The organism is Blautia sp. MSK18_10, from assembly GCF_020553185.1.
Taxonomy (GTDB): Bacteria; Bacillota; Clostridia; order Lachnospirales; family Lachnospiraceae; genus Blautia_A; species Blautia_A wexlerae.
On the sequence record NZ_JAJCGT010000051.1, the window covers coordinates 1 to 19,953 of the forward strand.

General features: G+C 41.7%; 18 protein-coding genes and 3 pseudogenes. 3 read left to right on the plus strand and 18 right to left on the minus strand.

Annotated features, from left to right (window positions below; genetic code table 11):
* Positions 1–361: 361 nt before the first annotated feature.
* From LI074_RS15045 to LI074_RS15060, 4 genes are all read right to left on the minus strand, one after another.
* Positions 362–706 (minus strand): methyltransferase domain-containing protein, encoded by a 345-nt coding sequence (locus tag LI074_RS15045; protein ID WP_062807839.1) that lies wholly within the window; start codon positions 704–706, stop codon positions 362–364.
* Between the two features lie 127 nt (positions 707–833).
* The gene (locus tag LI074_RS15050) at positions 834–1,868 is read right to left on the minus strand and encodes an alcohol dehydrogenase (RefSeq protein ID WP_173698341.1); all 1,035 of its coding nucleotides are present in this window, start codon (positions 1,866–1,868) and stop codon (positions 834–836) included.
* Between the two features lie 24 nt (positions 1,869–1,892).
* Positions 1,893–2,297, minus strand: coding sequence for an ATP-binding cassette domain-containing protein (locus tag LI074_RS15055; RefSeq protein WP_055052433.1), 405 nt, complete (start codon positions 2,295–2,297; stop codon positions 1,893–1,895).
* 71 nt (positions 2,298–2,368) lie between these two features.
* Positions 2,369–3,049: an ABC transporter permease gene (locus LI074_RS15060; RefSeq protein ID WP_179962986.1), complete on the minus strand. Its 681-nt coding sequence runs from the start codon at positions 3,047–3,049 to the stop codon at positions 2,369–2,371.
* Positions 3,050–3,433: 384 nt separating this feature from the next.
* On the opposite strand from LI074_RS15060, the gene LI074_RS15065 reads away from it, so the two are divergent.
* A complete protein-coding gene (locus LI074_RS15065; protein ID WP_173698342.1) occupies positions 3,434–4,786 on the plus strand; it encodes an IS1380 family transposase in 1,353 nt (450 codons plus the stop codon).
* Between the two features lie 162 nt (positions 4,787–4,948).
* Here the strand turns inward: LI074_RS15065 and LI074_RS15070 are convergent.
* From LI074_RS15070 to LI074_RS15125, 12 genes and pseudogenes are all read right to left on the minus strand, one after another.
* A pseudogene (locus LI074_RS15070) lies at positions 4,949–6,181 on the minus strand (IS110 family transposase); the annotation flags it as partial.
* Between the two features lie 525 nt (positions 6,182–6,706).
* Positions 6,707–7,063 carry a winged helix-turn-helix domain-containing protein gene (locus LI074_RS15075; RefSeq protein WP_243240833.1) on the minus strand — a complete coding sequence of 119 codons (357 nt, stop codon included), beginning with the start codon at positions 7,061–7,063 and terminating at the stop codon, positions 6,707–6,709.
* A gap of 64 nt (positions 7,064–7,127) precedes the next feature.
* Positions 7,128–8,084, minus strand: coding sequence for a D-alanyl-D-alanine carboxypeptidase family protein (locus tag LI074_RS15080; RefSeq protein WP_173698343.1), 957 nt, complete (start codon positions 8,082–8,084; stop codon positions 7,128–7,130).
* A gap of 44 nt (positions 8,085–8,128) precedes the next feature.
* On the minus strand, positions 8,129–8,632 hold the full coding sequence (locus LI074_RS15085; protein ID WP_173698344.1) for a hypothetical protein: 504 nt from the start codon (positions 8,630–8,632) through the stop codon (positions 8,129–8,131).
* Between the two features lie 27 nt (positions 8,633–8,659).
* On the minus strand, positions 8,660–9,844 hold the full coding sequence (locus LI074_RS15090) for an ABC transporter permease (RefSeq protein ID WP_117456454.1): 1,185 nt from the start codon (positions 9,842–9,844) through the stop codon (positions 8,660–8,662).
* Positions 9,834–10,547 carry an ABC transporter ATP-binding protein gene (locus tag LI074_RS15095; RefSeq protein ID WP_004853372.1) on the minus strand — a complete coding sequence of 238 codons (714 nt, stop codon included), beginning with the start codon at positions 10,545–10,547 and terminating at the stop codon, positions 9,834–9,836. Before LI074_RS15095 ends, LI074_RS15090 begins: the two co-directional genes overlap by 11 nt.
* A gap of 4 nt (positions 10,548–10,551) precedes the next feature.
* Positions 10,552–11,409 carry a hypothetical protein gene (locus tag LI074_RS15100; protein ID WP_025580548.1) on the minus strand — a complete coding sequence of 286 codons (858 nt, stop codon included), beginning with the start codon at positions 11,407–11,409 and terminating at the stop codon, positions 10,552–10,554.
* A gap of 134 nt (positions 11,410–11,543) precedes the next feature.
* Positions 11,544–12,629 carry a sensor histidine kinase gene (locus LI074_RS15105; protein ID WP_025580549.1) on the minus strand — a complete coding sequence of 362 codons (1,086 nt, stop codon included), beginning with the start codon at positions 12,627–12,629 and terminating at the stop codon, positions 11,544–11,546.
* Positions 12,616–13,317: a VanR-ABDEGLN family response regulator transcription factor gene (vanR, locus tag LI074_RS15110; protein ID WP_004853366.1), complete on the minus strand. Its 702-nt coding sequence runs from the start codon at positions 13,315–13,317 to the stop codon at positions 12,616–12,618. The genes LI074_RS15105 and vanR overlap by 14 nt, the downstream gene beginning before the upstream one ends.
* 5 nt (positions 13,318–13,322) lie before the next feature.
* Positions 13,323–13,535, minus strand: a complete 213-nt coding sequence (locus tag LI074_RS15115; RefSeq protein ID WP_118409353.1) for a helix-turn-helix domain-containing protein — start codon at positions 13,533–13,535, stop codon at positions 13,323–13,325.
* A gap of 156 nt (positions 13,536–13,691) precedes the next feature.
* Positions 13,692–15,416, minus strand: a pseudogene (locus LI074_RS15120) (CHAP domain-containing protein).
* 147 nt (positions 15,417–15,563) lie between these two features.
* Positions 15,564–16,025: pseudogene (locus tag LI074_RS15125) on the minus strand (class B sortase); the annotation flags it as partial.
* 206 nt (positions 16,026–16,231) lie between these two features.
* Between LI074_RS15125 and eutJ the strand changes: the two are divergent.
* Both eutJ and LI074_RS15135 read left to right on the plus strand, forming a co-directional pair.
* A complete protein-coding gene (gene eutJ, locus LI074_RS15130; protein ID WP_173698345.1) occupies positions 16,232–17,068 on the plus strand; it encodes an ethanolamine utilization protein EutJ in 837 nt (278 codons plus the stop codon).
* 42 nt (positions 17,069–17,110) lie between these two features.
* On the plus strand, positions 17,111–17,599 hold the full coding sequence (locus LI074_RS15135; protein WP_117844264.1) for an ureidoglycolate lyase: 489 nt from the start codon (positions 17,111–17,113) through the stop codon (positions 17,597–17,599).
* 72 nt (positions 17,600–17,671) lie between these two features.
* Here LI074_RS15135 and LI074_RS15140 read toward each other — a convergent pair whose 3' ends face one another.
* Together LI074_RS15140 and LI074_RS15145 are read right to left on the minus strand one after the other, a co-directional pair.
* A complete protein-coding gene (locus LI074_RS15140; protein ID WP_008703968.1) occupies positions 17,672–18,175 on the minus strand; it encodes a gamma carbonic anhydrase family protein in 504 nt (167 codons plus the stop codon).
* Positions 18,176–18,394: 219 nt separating this feature from the next.
* Positions 18,395–19,723 (minus strand): transposase, encoded by a 1,329-nt coding sequence (locus LI074_RS15145; protein ID WP_173698346.1) that lies wholly within the window; start codon positions 19,721–19,723, stop codon positions 18,395–18,397.
* Positions 19,724–19,953 lie beyond the last annotated feature (230 nt).

Consider the following 19,953-nt stretch of genomic DNA (forward strand, 5'->3'; position numbering starts at 1 on the left):
CAATAATTTTTTCAGCCAATTTATTATGAAGACTATTGCCAAATTCATCAATGATTAGCATTCCGGCATTTTCTATTACCCTGATCAGATGAGGCAGAAAATCGGCAAATACCCGGTTTCCCTGCGATTCGCCCTTGTTGCCATAGAGCAATTCCACTTCTTCGTTTAAGGATTAATCCTTAATAACTGACAACTTCTAATATTAATATATTTATAAAAGAATTCTTCCAACAATTCAAGCGATTCACAATATTCAAACTCTATTGCGCTAAACTCCAATGGCACATTACATTTATAGACTTTTCATCAACTTTTTACTAATTCATTATTTTATTTATCGGTTAGTTAGATGGTCAGACCCTCAGTACCGACCCTCAGTACCATCAAAAGAGTTCTCTTCCATTTGACTTATCATATGTTCTCTGCCTTCTAAGAACGTGGCAGTTTTATACTCACTGAGTTTTGCTGTTTCATTTGCAAATTGAATACCCACTTTTGAGGCATCAATCCCCAGAACCTTATGTGTAGAAATATCTCCGGTTCCGCATCCAAAATCCAGGACATTTGTTGTTTTTTCCGCAAATAGTTTTAAAGCTTCATCAAACATGGTTTCCACTTTCAAATCTAACTTTCTTAAATCTACAGGTGTACATTCTTTAAAAACCTGATTCCACATTTCTATTTCCTGTTCATATGCTTTATTCAAGACTTCGTCATCTCCTCATTACTTAATTCCTTTTTTTCAAAAAAGAAACTGCTCCAGATATTTTTTTCACAGACCTGCTCATTTCATCTACAGCAATCCTGCTAGTACATCGTTTTCGAAACACGCTCTAACACTCTACCGCTACTTTGATCACACCATCTCTCTTATTTTCAAAAAGTTCATATGCTTCTTCGATTCTGCTAAGCGGATAGGTATGTGTGATAAGTGGTTCTGTATTAATCTTACCTTCTGCGATCAATTTCAGGGTTTCCTCACAATCACATCCATCCACTCCACCTGTTTTGAATGTGAGATTTTTTCCATACATATCCGGAAGTGGCAGTACCTGAGCCTTATCATAAAGTGCAACCACTGTCACAGTTGCATTTGGTCTTGCACATTCCCATGCCAGACGAAATGTAGATTCCGCTCCCGCAACCTCAAGAACTACATCAACTCCACCGTAATCACTATGGTCCTGGACAAAATCAAAGCATTCCTCCGGCGAGACAGTAAGAACCTCCGGATAATGTTCATTAATAAAATGAATTCTGTTTTCATCTTTTTCACACATAATAATACACTTTGGATTCTTCAGCATAACACTTAGCAAAGTGCAAATCCCTGTAGGACCAGCTCCAATGATCAGCACAGTATCCTCCTCTGTGATCTCAGAAATACGTGCAGCCCAATAGCCAGTGGCAAGAACATCTCCTACCAGCAAAGCCTGTCTGTCAGTAACTCCTTCCGGAATTTTGTTCAGTCCCTGGTCAGCAAACGGAACTCTTACATATTCTGCCTGACCACCATCTATACGACAGCCAAGAGCCCATCCGCCATTCTCATCTGTACAGTTATTTACATAACCTTTTTTACAGAAAAAACATTCACCACAAAAGGTTTCTACATTTACAGTCACACGATCCCCCGGTTTTACATGAGTTACAGCACTTCCAACTGATTCAACAATACCTACCATCTCATGTCCCACAGTTATACCAGGAACTGCACGGGGAACACTTCCGTGTTTAATGTGCAGATCACTTGAGCAGATACTTGCAAGCGTTACCTTTACAACTGCATCTCGTTCATGCATAAGTACTGGTTTTGGTTTTTCCATTAATTCAAATTTTCCCTTTGAAACATATGTATAAGTCTGCATTATTTTATCCCATCACTTTCCGGATTATTTTATCAGATGATCCTTCATAAATTTTAATGTTTTGTCGGCCTTTAGCCAAACTGCTTCCTGTTCTTCATGGGTAACAAAGATCAATGTCTTTCCCTCGGTCTTTTTTAAAATATAATCAATTGTTTCTGTGCATACCAGTCTTATATTGGAAGCAGCACTCAGATTTTCGCACAGGCGATCTTCCTGAAATACTGCACTGATCTTCCTGTCACTTATCCCTTCTATTTTTCCCTTATCCGGAATATCCAGCCCCAGAAGAAGCCGTATCAGTGTAGTTTTTCCACATCCGGATCTTCCTCTTATACAAGTGGTTTTCCCTTCTGGAAAAACGCAACACAAATCTCTCAGTATCTGCTGCTCTCCGTATGCTTTACTGACATGATCTACCTTTATATCCATATCTTTTCTCCACCTGTAACAAACCTCACAAATAACGCATTTAAGAAAATTACCATAAATCAAAATCTCCGTTATTTATGTTCTATCATATAAACTACTCTGCTTACAATTCCAAGAAAACACTTTTCAAATACAAAACTTATCACAATAATCACAATCGTCCATGCAAAAAGATCAGGAGTATTCAGATATATTTTTGCATTATACAGTTTCTCACCAATAGAACCTGAGGGTACTCCGATAACCTCTGCTGCCACTCCTGCTTTCCAGCACATCCCAAGTGAAAGCCTGAATGCAGAGAGAAAATAAGGCAGTACCTGCGATACATAAATATATCTGATCTTTCTTCCGGGATTCACCTGAAATACTTTTGCCATTTCCAGTATCTTACTGTCAGTCTGCCGTATTCCCTCAAGGATATTCGTATATATCACAGGCAGAACCATAAGAAAAGAAATAAAAACTGACAGATTTCTGGACGGTATCCATATCAGGCACAAAATGATAAAAGACGCCACAGGTGTAGATTTGACCACCGCAATTACAGGTGCTATCAGGATTTCCACTGTTTTTGACCAATATGCCAACACTGCCAGAAAGATTCCCAAAAACATAGCCAAAAGAAATCCTGTCACAATACGCACAAAACTAAATCCAACAGACTGCCAGAAATTCCCGGTAAAACTCAGTTCAAAAAGCTTTCGGACAACAGAAACAGGAGATGCCAGAAGGATCTCCTGTCCCAGATACATACTTGCAAACTGCCAGATTGTAATCCAGAAAAACACTGCCACTATGCGGATTCCTGTATAGCATCCTTTTCTTATTTAAGAATTCAAGAAGTATTTAAGTTCATTAAATATTTTATCACACAATGAAAAAATATTTAATGAAAACTTTGATATTTACCAATAATTTTTCTATTCTTTTCATAACCTGACGGCATATTTTGTTGCTTTTCCATACTGATTATTCTATAATACCTGAATCCGTGAAGTTCATTGCACCATAACAGGTAAATTGCTTGATTTTACGATGGATTTATTAAAATTTTATCGTTTTATAAATTCACCTGCCTGGTGAAGATTTTTCTGGTATAATCTTCTTAGAAATTCACATTCAAAGGAGATCACGCCATGAAAAATATTAAAATCGAATTTACCAATGAACGAATCATTCCCGCGAGCGGCCTGGCTGTTGTAGGGGCTATCCTTGGAAAAAGCGATTTTGTTAAGCGCTGCAATCGAATGGATGTAACACCTAACCGATCACAGCATCAGATTAAAAATGGCGATATTCTCCTCACTTATATTAGTATGTTGTGCATGGGCAAGCCGGAATTCCAGGCTGTTCACGAAATGGACGATGACCGGGATTTTTATAAAACTGCGCTCGGGATTGCCTACAACATTCCGTCGGAAGAAACTCTCCGCCAAAGGATGGATGACATTGGTTCTTCCCTCCGGGAACACATCCTGGAGGAAAACGTAGAACTTTTACGTATGAATGGCATCGTTCCCTCCAAACTGCCTAACGGTTTTGTTCCGGTTGACATTGATGTCACTCCGTTTGATAATTCCAAGACCAGAAAAGAAGGGGTATCCCGTACATACAAAGGGTATGATGGATACGCTCCAATCATGGCATATATCGGAACAGAAGGTTATCTGATCAATGCCCAGCTTCGCGAAGGAAAACAGCATTGTCAATGTGACACACCCGATTTCCTGCGTGAGACAATCAGACTGTGCCGTCAGGTCACGAATGAACCGCTCCTTATCCGCCTGGATTCTGGAAATGATGCTGCTGAGAACATCGGAATCCTGCTTGAAAGCGGCTGTTACTTCATTATCAAACGTAATCTTCGCCGTGAAAGCAGGGAAGCATGGTACGAGATGGCAAAAGCCAACTCGCAGAATGTCACAGCTCCACGTGACGGAAAAACCGTTTATGTGGGTAGTGACTGGAAAGAGGTCACTTATCGTACGATGGAAGGAAACGATAAAACAGTTACCATCCGCACTGGCTATGAAATCATAGAACGTACCATTGATAAATACGGGCAATTTCTGCTTCCAGCCGACCTGGAAGTAAATACCTGGTGGACTAACACAGGGATGGAAGATTCTGAAGTCATCCAGAATTACCATGCACATGGTGAGTGTGAACAGTTCCACAGTGAAATCAAGACGGATATGGATGTAGAACGCCTCCCGTCAGGGAAGTTTGACACCAATGAATTGGTACTCGAACTTACCATTTTGGCGTACAACATACTCCGGATGATCGGGCAGGAAACCATCGGCAGGAGAAAAACCCGCCATAAAGTCCATCGCCGCAGACTGCGTACTGTAATCAGCAACATGATCCTGATGGCAAGTCAGGTCAAAGAACATGCCAGACAACTGATCATGGGATTAGGGCAAAGCAATGTCTGGAGGCACACTTTCGCTGAAATATATACAGCATTTGCCCAGTTCAGTCTGTAATTCATCCACATACAAGTCGCGGTAGCAACAAACAAGGGGGTACTGTGAAAGAAAGTAGAGGACAGCCAATAAATGGCGCACTTTAATAAGCTGTCTAATGGCAGCGCAAAAAAAGACTATTGTTTTAAAAAGCAAAGAAGCTAATTGCGATTCGGAAATTTTCCCTTCGCGTATAAGAAGTTTCATAGCCTGTTTGATTGCCTTTTCCTTTTGTTTTTCTTTCATAGGTTCGGGCATATCAATTTTAAATAAATCGGTCGGATTCCATGCTTCTCCAGTAGATAACATTTGATAGATAGCAGTGAGAATCATCCGAGCGATAGCAATAATGGCACGTTTTTTGCCACGACGTTTCATAATGCGTTCATATTTTTGTTTGTAGTAAGGAGATTTATCAGATTTCACGGCTGCATGGGCAACTTGTACCAATGCAGGTTTGAGGTAGACACCGGCACGTGTTATCCTGACAGATTTCTTCTTACCAGCAGATTCATTGTTGTCGGGAGTGAGTCCCGCCCAACAGCATAAACGTTTGGAATTCGAAAACGGAGTCATATCGGTACCGATTTCAGAGATAACAGTGATTGCACTGTTACGATCAACACCTGGAATGGTACACAGTAACTGGACAGCATTTTCATATGGAGCGATCAAAGAATTAAGCATAGTGTCTATATCATTTATCGTAGATGTGATATAATCCAGATGTGCGCGGATAAGGCGCATACGATATTTTTGGGAATCAGTCATCTGATAGCCTTCTATGGATTCAATGACACTGTCAGACTTCTTCTTTAGGGAACGGAGCAGTCTGGAAGCTATTTCTTCGTGGTTGATGGAATTGTCAGGTTGTTCAATTAGGTAATCAATAACAGATGTAGCTGATTTCCCGAAGATATCGAAAACTACTGAATCTAATGCGACATTACAGACGGTAAGCGCATTCTGATATCTGTTCTTTTCACTAGTACGGCAGGAAGTCAGTTTGTAACGGTTTCTTGTAAATTCACGCAGGATACGTATCGGCTTACAAGGAATATAACTTCCCGGAACCAGACCTAATCGAAATAAATCCCCAATCCATTTGGAATCTTTCGTATCATCTTTATTGCCTTTGACGGCTTTTACCCATTTAGGGTTAGCGATGGTGATGTTTATTTCGTCTTCTAAAAGGTTAAAGACAGGAACCCAGTATTTTCCCGTAGATTCCATACAGACATCGCGACATTGGTTTTTAACAAGCCATTCTTTGAATTGCAGAATAGAATTGTTAAAGGTGGAGAAACGCTTCTTTTGATACGAAGGTTCCACACCGGAAGTAGTTTTAATGATTGTGGCAACGAGAAAAGATTTGTGGACATCGACACCACAACAGGTTTGATAAACAACTTTCATAGTCAGGAACTCCTTTCAAAGTAAGATAAAGAAGCCATTGACTGTTCCATCACACATTTAACAGAGAAGTTAAAACAATTCTTACTGTACGGTCTTATAGAGCCACTTATTTGTGCTTGAAAGATGGGACTTACACTGATTAGTATGCTGTCTAAAACGAAGAAAGTCTTTACGACTCCCCTTCCCGTGTTTTGTAGGGTAGCTTCTTCAAGAACTATTTTATCAATAACGTGGAGAATTGAAAGACTTTCATTACTATTTGTGCCGCCGACTTGGCGGCGGAATGGAGATTAGTATAATGTATAATGCCGAGATATTACGAAGATAACTCGTAGAAAATGCAAAGTCCAGTCGCAAGTTTAGACACGATATTGCTCTTAACAGTCGTATAAAATCAACATTTGCAGGGATTTATCAAATTCCGACATACCGTCTTAGAAAATGAATAATCCCTCGCAATTCATTATGAACTACGAGGGACTGCTTACTGACTGTTAAAGCGGTAGCCGATCTCACGAACACTATCTATGGAAAAGTGAGAGTTTGTATCACAAAGTTTTTACGAAGATTCCGAATGTGAAAGCCTACGGTATCCTTTTCATTGCCTGCTGATATTTCGCCCCACACCTTATCATAAATCTGCTCGTATGTAAGAACACGACCTTTATTGGCTGCGAGCAAGCAGAGTATATCGTACTCTTTGACGGTCAGTTCAATTTCCTGACCGTTATTGATAACTCTGCGCCGGCTCAAATTGATTTCTAAGCCGGAAAGGGATAATGTCGGCTCATATGAAATCTCTAATTTTTCAAGATCAGGGTGCTGTTTTACAAAAGACAGCATATCGTCAAAGGCTGTTGAGTCTTGTGCTTTGAACTCCATTATTACGATTCGTCCGATATTATCACCCCCTTGGTTAGTTTTTTTGTCTTGGACAACATAAGATTTATTGCGTGAGATAATACGATTCATTAATCGTTTTCAGAATAAAATTCACATCGTCATAACGAGAGGAATCGGACTGAGAGCCTAAACTGCATATCAAAAACTCTTTTCCGTGCTGCTGGTAAAGCACAATCAAGTTATAGTCGTCAGACAGAGAGCCAGTCTTAATTCCGCATACATTTTCGTTGTAATATTCGGATGTCGGATCAAGGAAGGCGTTTGTATTCTGCCATATTTGTGTACTGCCATCAGGCAGTGTTGCCGTATAAGTGTTTTGAGATACAATTTCTCTAAACCACGAGTATTCCAACAACCGATATACTACTTCTTTTAAATCTAAAGTGGTGGTAAGTGCCACCATATCAAAACCACTCGGATCATATAAAACTGTGTCTAAGTACCCCTGCTGTTGCAAATGCAGGTTTAAGTTCTCCATAAAAATCCTCACACGCTCTTGACTGCTTTCTGCTTGCGGCGAAAGTAATCCTCCACAATAATCAGCAACCACATAAGCTGCGTCATTCCCTGACGGTACTAACATTGCCGCAAATAGATTGTGTAAAAAGTATTCTTTTTCCTTGATTTGAGCAACAGACGAGCCGGGTTTCGTGAGTGAAATAGCACCATAGTCTGCAACAACGATACTATCAAGGTCTGCTAAAGTTGACGCATACTCAATAACAAACAGCTTGGCTAAACTTGCAGGAATTTGTGGCTCGTTCTCTTTTTTTGAAACAAATATTTCATCATCAGAACAATCCACCAAAATCAGCGATTTTGCATTATAAGAGTCAGGAAAATCTTCTTTGTAGAGAAAACCATTTATTTTATTCTTTACCTCTCTGAAATTTTCCGGCTGCATTGCCCACGGCACAAACATTATACCTATGCCGATACAAACTACAAGCAAAAACAAAAATACTCCAAATCGTTTTTTCTTACGGCGTTTTCTCTGCATATATGTGCTCACCTCCCAACCCCAAAACTCCTATGTGCCATTTTTTAATCGGCATAATTTGTCTGAATACACTCTGTAAATCCAGACGGATCTCCCAACTTAGCTTTATCAATATTATCACGAAGATATTTGCGTGTGGCGTCATCACAGCGATCTGTTCCCATATAAGGCATATCAAAGGCTTTTTCGAGTTCAGCTAAGGCTTTTGCCGCCCTTTCCGAATCCGTATTGTAAGTATCAAGCCATTCCTGCATCCAAGAATATTCCCAAAGGTTAGATGCTCTTGTATCGCCATATCCTATCTGAAAAGACGCTCCCGTATCTTCGCCTTCCAAAGCATCAGGCAGCGTAACGCCCTCCGGCCAATTCAAACTCTCAATGGTCGTTAGGTATTCTTCTTCAATGGTAGCAAAGTCCGTGAAACCTCTTGTGTTTGTGTCGGAGTCCGAAGAAGTGGAGCAGCCTGCCAGCATAATCACCAGCAAAGAAATCATAACACACAGTAACAGTTTGTACGGTCTTTCGGATTTTGAGATTGTTCGTTTCATTTTGTTTCCTCCTCGAATTGAGTTTTATTATCTAAGAGCCAATGCAGGCTCTAATTTTGCTGCTTTCAATGCTGGTAATAATCCGCCCAATAATGCTGTAAGCACAGACACAGCAACTGCAACAACAGCAACGCTGATTGGATAACTCGGTGTTCCCACCGGGGAATCCACAGGGAGCAACGCTCCAATACAATGCACCAAAATCAGCGAAATCAAAATAGCTGCAAAGCAAACGAATATTGATAAAATCAACTGTGAGCCTAAAACCAGTGCCACAATATTTGTTCGTGAAGCACCTATCGCTCTGCGGATCAGCAACTCATGTGTGCGCTGTTCCAATGAAGATAGTCCGATATTGATCTGCCCTAATACGGAAACAAACAGCAACAAAAGCGAAGTAACCAAAAGCCCTAATTGCAGTATGGACAATACCGAATCATAGGTATCTCCAATATCACTCCGCCCAGCACTTTCCCAGTAACCGCCAATGGTATCAGTCAAAATGTCGCCAAGGGCAGAATGTATCTGTTCGATTGTCAGTCCTGTTGTGGGATGCCAATACACATTTGCATTTTGTACTTGCCACATTGCTGGTGCGAAATTGAGGATCGCCGCAGAATCCGCATAGATAGTCGGAAAATCCCTGCCATCGTTTACTACTCCGACAATATTGAATGGGGTTAACGAAAGTGTGCTTTTTACATTTCCTGCAGCATAGGGCGAATCATTAAAATAGTTTTTAGCTTCTTTGTTTATGACCACTTCAAGCGATCCGCCCTCACTCGAAGGCTCTAACCATCTACCGGATGTCATTGGAAGATTATAGACTTGACTATATGCCTCCGTGGTGCAAACTAAATCAAAAGCCATCAGGTTTTGGTAAACATCATTCGGCGGTATTGGCGTTAAATCTTTCATTGGTGCAAATCGAATATCTTCTCCCATAGAAAAAGTAACAGCGGCTACATCATCAATGGCTTCAAATCTCTGGAATAATTGTTCCATTTTATTTCTATCGTGAAAATCGGATTCCGTTATCACGAATGAGTAAGTAGGTGACCAGCCATATACCTGTGCGTTTACGGAAATCAAATACTCCCGTCCAAGCGTACCAACTAATACCGATCCAAGCATTGCGATAATGCCTACAAGCATTGAAACACTTGTCAGAATACTTCTAAGTGGAGACAGACGAAGGTCTTTAAGTATCATTTTTAGCACAAGTTATCCTCCCTCCATCCATTTCAAAAATCGTATCACAGGTATCTGCAATATCAGGATCGTGCGTAACCAACAGCAGCATAATTCCATTTTCTTTTACGACGCTGTGCAACAGTTCCATAATCTGCGTTCCCGTCTTTTTATCCAACGCTCCCGTAGGCTCATCACATAAAATGGCTTCCGGAGATACTGCAAGCGCCCTTGCGATTGCAACTCTTTGTTGTTCACCGCCGGACAAATTGATTGGGTAATCATTTTCCTTGCTTTCTAAGCCGACACTTTTTAGCAAGCCTGTAATTATCTCGTGACGCTGTTTGGCGGTAAACGACTTTTTGGCATAGAGTAGGGGTAATTCGATATTTTCCCATACCCGCAAGTGCTTAATCAGAGAGTAGTTCTGAAATACAAATCCGATATTATTGGCTCGCAGTATAGACAGATCACGGTCTTTCAAAGCAGAAATAGATATACCATCATAAAGGTACTCGCCCTCATATTCCCGATTTAACAAGCCAATAATGGATATAAGGCTTGTTTTGCCTGAGCCGGACTTTCCGACAATGGCATAACTGCGCCCTCGTTGCAATTCCATATTAGCGTTGGTTACTGTTGTCAGCATATCGCCATTATTCAATTTGACGCTTGCTTTCAAATCCTTTATTTTGATTAAAGTCTTTTCGGAAATTCCTTTCATTTTATCAAATCCCCCTCGGATCAAGGTTTGGCGGAGTAGCAGAAACCACATCGCCCTCCTCTAAGCCGGACAGTATTTCTATATTGGCTCCGTCTGTCACACCCAATGTCACTTTTGTTTCCACTCTTTCTCCATTCGGAGTAATTACAGTAACCAATCCCGTCCCTTGTCTACCCGCTATTACCGACAGCGGCAATATAAGGACATCATTTCTCGTTGTCGCCGTTATGACTACCGTTGCACTTTGCCCCGATTTCACATCGACTGTTTGACTGATCAAGCATTGCAGAATGCCCTCTTGCGGCACGATTCCCGTAAACGCATTTTCATCTGCGGCAGGCGACACCACGGCAATCATATCGGTTGGTCCTACACCATCATATACTTGAAATTTTGCTTTCAACTCTGCATACTCCGGTAAGGTACTCAAAAAATTATCTGCCTCTACATTGAGGGCAAATCCTGTATAATGCACTATCGCTACGGGATAATTACTCGGTACGCTTTCATTGGATGGGGCAATAGAGGTAATTGTACCATCCACCGGAGATTTCAATTCTTTGCCGTTCACAGTTCCAATAATTTGCCCGGCAGTGATTTTTTCTTCTAATTCTACCGCTGTATTAAATATGCCATTTTCGGGTGAGGAAATAATAAACGGTACTGCCGGAACAATAGTCGTTTGCGTTGAAACGGTTGGAGTAATTGTCCCTCGTACAACTGATACCGTTTTTTCTGCGGATGTTGCGCTATCTGTAAGATTGTTTTCGTCTGTCTGCCCAATTGCAGAGCAGGCAGATAGCGTAAATACAAGAAACAAAATAGAACATAGCAGCATTTGTTTTCTTAGCAACTTCATCATTCCTCCTTATGCTGTATCACAAAAAATACGAGCCTCTATCTTGATACTTTTATTGTACCAAAACAAAAGCCCGTATTTTCTTGATTGCTCGTAAGATATTCCTCTTTTTTTCTATGCAAATTCTTACAATTTTCCTACGCCAACGGCAAAGTAATTGAAAACTTGTTTTGATCCTCTTGGCTCTCTGCAACGATTGTACCATTGTGTAGTTCAACAATCTGCTTTGCAATCGCCAAACCTAATCCAGCTCCTCCACTGCTTGTACTTCTCGCTGCGTCAAGCCGATAAAACTGCTCGAAAATCCTGTTTAACTTTTCTTCCGGCAGAGTATCGCCGTGGTTACAAAAAATAATGCTGACCGTATCTTCCTGACATTGTGCGCTGATCGTGATATCCGTATTTTCAAAACTGTAGATAACCGCATTTCTCAAAAGGTTATCAAAAACACGCTGAATTTTGTCTGCGTCACATCGAAGCATTATATCATCATCAACACAAAGATTACATTGCAAATTCTTTGATTTGAGCATAGGCTTAAATTCATATACAAGTTGCTCCAGCAGGCGAGTTAAATTGATTTTCGTGTATTGTAATGTAATATCGTATATATTGAATCGTGTTATCTCGAAAAACTCGTTAATCAGATCCTCTAACCGTTCTGCCTTACCAAGAGTGATTGAAAGGTACTTTTCTCGAAGTTCCTTTGAGATTTGCGACTCATCACGCAGTAAAGTAAGATACCCGATTACAGAAGAAAGCGGTGTTTTCAAATCGTGTGCAAGATACATAATCAGGTCATTTTTTCGCTGCTCATTTTCTTTTGCAAGCCTTGCATTACTTTCAGCCTCTTGTTTTAACTGATTGATGTTAGCGGCGATTTCACTCAACTCCGGGGACATTTCAATGTAACTGACATTCTGATCGAACATTTTTCCTGTCGCAGCCTGTACCTCGTACACATAGGCGACTACTTTTTTCAAAAGTAGGTATGTCAAGTATATAATACAGCCACCCCACACGATTACAGCCACTATATAAAGATATACTGTTCTGTAATACAAGTAATAATACAAAACATACTTGCGGAGAATTTCCTCTGCCATAATTCCTAAAAGAAAAGTACCGCCAAAAATAAGCACAGAACAAATCGCACATTGAATTACATACCCTTTGAACAAGGTAGAGAGCAGATAGTTTTTTTCTTTTTTATTCAATTTCATACCCTACCCCCCAAACAGTTTTAATGAACTTCGGATTTTTTGAAGGTTCATTCAATTTTTCCCGAAGCCGCCCAATGTGCGCCATTACCGTATTGTTACTGTTGCGAAGATACTTTTCTTTCCACACGGCTTCAAATAATTCCTCCGAGGCGACAACTTTACCCTGATGTTCGCACAGATACCACAGAATAGAAAACTCCAACGGAGTCAAGGCTATTTCTTTGCCATACAAGTAGCACTTGTGGCTGACTCTGTTTATCAGTAGACCTCTGATGTCATACTCGTCTTTTTCTTCGGATTGGCTCAAATTAGGACTGTTATAGCTCTGATAACGCCTTAATTGCGTCTTTACTCTTGCCACAACCTCTAAAGGATTAAACGGTTTCGTTATATAATCATCCGCACCAATCGTAAGCCCCATAATCTTGTCGCTATCCTCAATTTTGGCGGTAAGCATAATAATAGGGAAGTAAAACTTTTCCCGAATTTTTTGGCAAAGTCGAAAACCATCAATATCCGGCAGCATAATATCAAGTATCGCTAAATCAATCTGCGACTGTTTGATACATTTCATCGCCTCTAACCCATTATAACATTTATATACTGAATAACCATCGTTACTCAAATACACTTCAAGCAGATCAACGATTTCTTTTTCGTCATCCACAATTAAAATCTTCTTGTTCATTGATCCTACACCTCATTTTCGGGTACGGCTTCCATTATGTCGCCAAAATCACACTCTAAGTATTCACATATATTCAACAGCACGGGAAGGGTAACATTTTCATTTTTTCCGAGTTTCGCAAATGTACTTTTGCTTGCCCCGACCGCTTCTCGTAATTGACTCTTTTTCATTTCCTTGTCAATCAGAAGTTTCCAAAGTTTGTTGTACCGTACTTTCATTTCCGCACCTCCACCCAAATATAGTTTGTATTATGGCACTTTGAGAGTGAAATTGCAATTATTAAGTCTGTATTTTGAAACTTTTAGTTTTCAAACCGGCGCAATATCTTTCTGATGTAATCCAACCGCCTGCAAAATGCAGGCGGCTTGTGTATTTTAATAGGCAGGTGCGCCGTAGCCAAGAATCTCGTAATAACCGATAGAATACTCATTGACTCGGCAACTGTCGCCGGAGTTGCCCTCGACCGTATAAACCTTGCCGTTTTCGACCTTTTAAACAATACCCGTATGGTCGGATAATCCATCCTGACCACTTTCGTCTGCCCAATCGAAGAAAATAATCATTCCGGGGGCAGGCTCGGCGCTGCCATCCAGCCATTGTCCACGATCCTTAAACCATTGTACTCCGTTGACACAGCCTGCATATTTGGGGATAACTCCAGCGTCGATATAGCCGCACTCGTTGGCACACCAAGATACAAAGCAAGCACACCATTCTACACGGGAGTTAAAACCGTACCACGACCAATACGGCTGACCGCCCACATTGCCAACCTGAGAGAGTGCAACGGTCACGATCTGTCCGTCGCCGCCTGTAATGCCGTAAAGCACCTGTGACCAAAGGGAATTGTTTTCATCCGCAAGCAGTTCAGCGAGGTAGCCTTTCTGTTCTTCGTTAAAACCATATTGCGCCGCCATTTCCTCGGCAGTCTTGTGGCTGACGGTAATATACAGATAGGTTTGTGTGACCGTGCTTTCAGTTTCCACGATATTACCGTGTCCGTCATCGGTTTCGGTAATAACTGTTTCGGTCTTGCTCTCTGTTCGGGAAGATATTTGATTCATCTCCCAAAAGATGTCTTTTAAGAGTTGCTTTTTGCCATCGTCCATTGTGGCAACCTCTTGGGGGTTATCTTGATCCGTATTCGTTTTTACAGAGTAAACGGCAAGCACCTCTTTCCAAACGGCTCTGCTGCCACTCATTTCAAGAACATCATAGGATACCGAGTTCTTTTCCTCTTGCAGCTTGGTATCGTATTCGGTATTGATTTCTTGCACAACGGTCTGCATACTCATTCCAGTGCCGGAATCTTCGCCTGAGAAGAAAATGCCAAATACTGAGCCGAGGATCATACCAATCAGGCAAATCACGATAATAACCAAAACCGCCACCCAGCCGCCTGCGGCGATAGTGGCAATCAAGGCTTTCGTTCCGGCAATAATCGCTTTAATGGCAAGTGCGGTCGCTTTGGCAATCGCCTTTACCGTAACCACGGCGGCTTTTGCCGCAGCCCTTGCCGCTTGTGCTGCTCTCTGTGCAGTTTTAACCGTAGCCTGCGCTGTTTTCTGCGCCGCCTTTGCTGTACGCTGGGCGGTCTTGACCGTCGTTTTAGCAGTACGCTCTGCGGTTTTCACAGTCTTTTGCGCCGTTTTCGCCGAGCCTTTCCCAACCGTTTTAATTGTTTTTTTACCCGTAGACCGAGCCGATTGCTTTACGGTCTTTTGAGTCTGCTCTGCGACCTTTACGCCTTTGTTTCGGGTAGTACGGATACCCTGCTTTTCAAGCGACTGTGCCGCCCGTTTTTCTTTGAAAGTCCTGATACCGTCTTTTGCCTTTGACACATTCTGCTTTGTCGCCTCAAAGCCTTTGCGACCTTGCTTGTCAAATTGGTGTACGGCTTCGTGGGAAACCCGGTCAATACCGCTTTCCATTCGGTTTGACGCATATTCTTCCGCACTGCTTTCCTGCGTATGGATAGCGTGTTCTGCCTTTTCCTTTGTCTGAATAAAGGCGTATTTCATACGCTGGGCGGCGACCGCTGATTTGTCTATTGTCTTAATACTGCCTTTGACCATATCTCTCGTTTTAATATCCGCCATAGAAAACCTCCTTTCCAAGCGTTTGTAACGCTTTTAATTCAAAAAAGAGGGGTAAAGGTACAAACACCTTACCCCTCAAAGTTCGGGTGCTGAAAACCCACTTAAAATCAGGCTTTTGCACACCCAATCAGCGTACATTCTCCGCAATTATTTTTCACTTTTTGCCACCTCCGGTACTGCCGGAGATGTTTTTTTCGCTACTATAACAAGCCTGCCGTTGGTACGGGAATATTCGCAAGTGGAAAGGGTAATCAGTTTATCGCCGTATTCCGCCGACACTCTGGTATCATACAGCGAAAGTTCCTTGCACTGATCCACAAACGCCGTAAATTCCTCCGGCGTATCTGCATTAGTAAAGTGATAGTATTTGAACGAGTCGGGACTGTCTGTATAGACAACTGTTTTGAAAACCGCAAGGATTTCATACTCGTTCTTCTCCGTTAGGGTGTTAAAGGTAATTATCTTGTGTTCCTCCCAAAAGTCTTTGCTCTTAAACTTTTCGAGGTGGGCGAACATTGAGCCGTCATTCATATGATGACCGTAAATCACAACATTGTCCGAGGGCGCTTGCACATCACAGTCCTCCTGCACATACGGACAGCCGTAATTGGAATATTCCTTGTCAAATCCCCGTCTTAAATATTACCTGAATCCGTGAACTTCACGGATTCAGGTAATATATAATATCTGTTTGCAATTTTTTGTTGTTTTTTCTGAAACAGCAAAAATCGAAAAACATGTTGCTGAGAACGGAATGAGCAGTAACAATGTCAAACGATCTCATCTATAAAATAAAATATCAGGAGTATACAGATATGGAATTGAAAAACAGAACTTTATCAAATTTCGCCGATCTTGTTCAAACCGGTGAATGCAAAAAATTCAAAGGCCGCCTGAAGGTAGGTGTGGATTTGGGTACAGCTAATACAGTTCTGGCAGTTGTAGACACTACCAACCGTCCGATTGCTGGCATATCCGCTCCCTCCCAGGCTATCAGAGACGGCGTGATCGTCAATTATTATGAATCTGTTCAGCTTGTTACACGGCTGAAGGCTGAACTTGAAGAAAAACTGAAAACTGAACTTCCTTACGCTGCAGCTGCAATCCCACCCGGAGTTTCCGAAGGAAGTTCAAAAAGTATTCAATATGTGCTGGAGGGTGCAGGTTTTGAGGTTTCCAATATCGTAGACGAACCCACCGCTGCAGCTGCTGTACTTAAGATTTCAGACGGCGCTGTAGTGGATGTAGGTGGAGGCACTACAGGAATCAGTATTCTCAAAGACGGCAAAGTAATCTACACAGACGATGAAGCTACCGGCGGCAGTCACATGACCATGATTGTAGCAGGGCACTATAACATCCCATACGAAGAAGCTGAAATTTTAAAAACAGATCGTTCAAAAGAAGCTGAAATTTTCCCTGTGATCAAAGCAACTGTAGAAAAAATGGCCACGATCACTCAGAAATTTCTCACAGGCTACCAGGTACCCGCTGTATATGTTGTAGGCGGTTCCGCAAGTTTTGAAGATTTCACAGGCGTATTTGAAAAAAAGCTTGGGCTACCTGTTTATCGTCCGGTACATCCTCTGCTGGTGACCCCACTGGGTATCGCTTATCACTGTGATCTTCCACCAGTCACACACAAAAAATAATCAAAACTTTTCATAAAATACTATATAAGGGGGTATTATACCATGAGAGAACTAAAAGCAACAAAAATCAATGCTGCAGATTTTGCACCATTTGGTACATTTTTCAGCATGACAGAGCCAGAAGGCTATCCATTACAGGGTGAAATACATAAATTTTATCCAGACCGTATTTCCGGTACCTGTATGGGATCCATTGGTTTTTCACCTATTGCAGTACATAAAGATGAACGCATCGTTAAAGCTGCTGAATATCACACAACTACCTGGGAAGGAATTGTTGCACTGGATGATGACATGATCATACATGTAGCACCGGCTTCTGCAGGCACACCTGTTCCGGAACTTACCAGAGCATTCATAGTTCCAAAAGGAACTATGGTGAAGATCAATGCTGCTATCTGGCATTTATGTCCTCTTCCTTTAAACAATGAAGTACTCCATGCCATGATCATTCTTCCGGAATGCACTTATGCAAATGACTGCACAGTAGTAGATTTTGAAGAAAAAGACTGGTTTAAGATTACTGTCTGATATACATAAATATCCCCGGAACTCCACTGTTTTTACATAAAGTTCCGGGGATATATTTTTATTGTCTGATTTTTACAATACACCCTGCTTCTGCATTTCGGCAGACACAGAAACATACTCTTTACTGTTTTCAAGATTTCCCAGCTTTTCTTCCCATGTAAGGTTTCGTTTAATCTTTGCAGGACTTCCCATCACCAGAGAACCGTCCGGTATCACTGTGTTCTTTGTCACAAGACTTCCTGCTCCTATGATACAATCCTTACCTATTCTGGCACCATCAAGAACAACCGCTCCCATTCCGATCAATGTACGGTCACCGATCATACATCCATGAAGCACTGCATTATGTCCAACTGTCACATTATTCCCAATATGTACCGGCATATTACGGCTTACATGAATCGTACAGTTTTCCTGAACATTAGATTCCTCACCGATCACGATCGGAGCATCATCGCCACGTATCACAGCATAATGAAGAACACAACTGTCACGCCCGATAGTTACATCTCCAATAACCACTGACTGCCTTGCAATTTTTGCATCTTCTGATATTTTTACACTCTTATAATCCATTTTCCGAAATACCTGCCTTCTTGATTTAATACTACCTTCACATCATTGTGAATTATATCCTCACATGACTGAAGTCACGTGCTTCCAGACGCTTTAGGCGTCAGACTAAATATCGGCGGATACGCCTGTAACTTAGGTTTGCGCAGATATGCGCTTTTTCCCATGCCAGATATGGCAGGTCCCCACATTACAGGTAGTCCGCTGTATATCTGCCTGCATCTATGCAGCCATTAAGAGTCCCATCTCAGAACTGAGTTCCCTTAGATCTGCATAAACACATGAGGTTCTACGCTTTACTGCAGGGACTTTTGCCTCCAGCAAAGACCTTTCCGTTGCCGGAAGGGGTTTTAAAAGTTCACGGATAAAATATCTGGCCCCGATATTATAAGAAGCTGACAAGTCACAGTTATATCTTTTTCCCGTCTGAAATGCGCAGAGGCTGTGATTTCTCCAGTCACGCAGGACCATCCCTGATCCATCATACGCAAGCCTGCTCGTATTCCATGCACAGATCCTGGATATGCGCATCCCTTTCCTGTGTGCCTGATGTTCACACCGTTTCTGGATATCCCGTTTTCTCCAAAGCTGCAGTTTCTGCCTCTTACTTCCCGATATCTTTCCGTTCATTTCCAGATACTCAAATACGATCACATCTGCATGATTCTCCCATGCATATTCTGCAACTGCCCCTGCGATCTTTCTGCTTAATTCTATATTCAGACGTCTGGTGTATGCCCACCTTTCCCCTGCCTGCGCAGATCCATGTTTCCTCTGGAATCTCCGGATTCGTCCCAGTGTGCGGTACATACGGTCTTTTTCACTGGGGAAGTCAATAAACTTTCTCCCCAGGACAGTTCCGTCTGCCCGCATGATGGTACAGACTGCATCCGTATTGATTCCCAGATCCACACTGCAGATAATCTGCTCTTTTACAGGTGTCTGAGGAAGCGTCACTTCTTCTATATAGGAAAAACGCAGGAAATATTTATGGTGTCTTTTTTCCAGTGTCGGGGCAGATGCCTTTTTCCCATACCAGTTCCTGCGCAGGTATTCCATATCCGTATGGCTTAAACACACACGGAACCATCTCCAGTCATGCCCGTCATACAGTTTCAGGTATGCCTCATCTTTTCCCTCTGTCCCTTCGCGGTACATCACATCCCGGTAAAAGACCGGCATGGCATGGTTTTCACAGGTAAAATTCGGTTTCCCGGAGAGTTCTCCCGCTGCCTCCCACTGTTCCATCCGGCTTTCATAGGACGATACACTTCCCAGTGCATGCTGGATGGCAGCTCTCCTGAGATAAGAAGGCATCTTCGGAAAACGGATGTCAAAACCAAAGTGGGCATGGTTCTTTTTCGTTGTATGAACCAAATGCTCTGCCGCGTTAAAACGTTTCTTTGCTTCCGGGATCATTTTCAGTTCTGCCCACACCTGTTCATAGATTTCCGTCAGATAGCTGACCGCCTGACGATAGATTTTCAGTGTCTGGCGGATTGGGATATTCTGTTTTCGTATTTCCACACCATAACTGGATACCGTCTGCATTTTCTTCTCCTCTGAACTGTTTTTTTATTTTGTGCTATGAACAAATTGTACCATAGATATCTCATTCTGTAAACATACGTTCTTTTTTTAACAAAAAAATTGCGCGTCTAACTCAACATAGTTAAATGAATTTTTAAATTCTACCTTGCAAGAGTAAATTCTATACCTGTAGAAATTACTTCTGCATGGATTTTTCCTTCTTCTTTTTATAAAATACTACTGCAGATGAT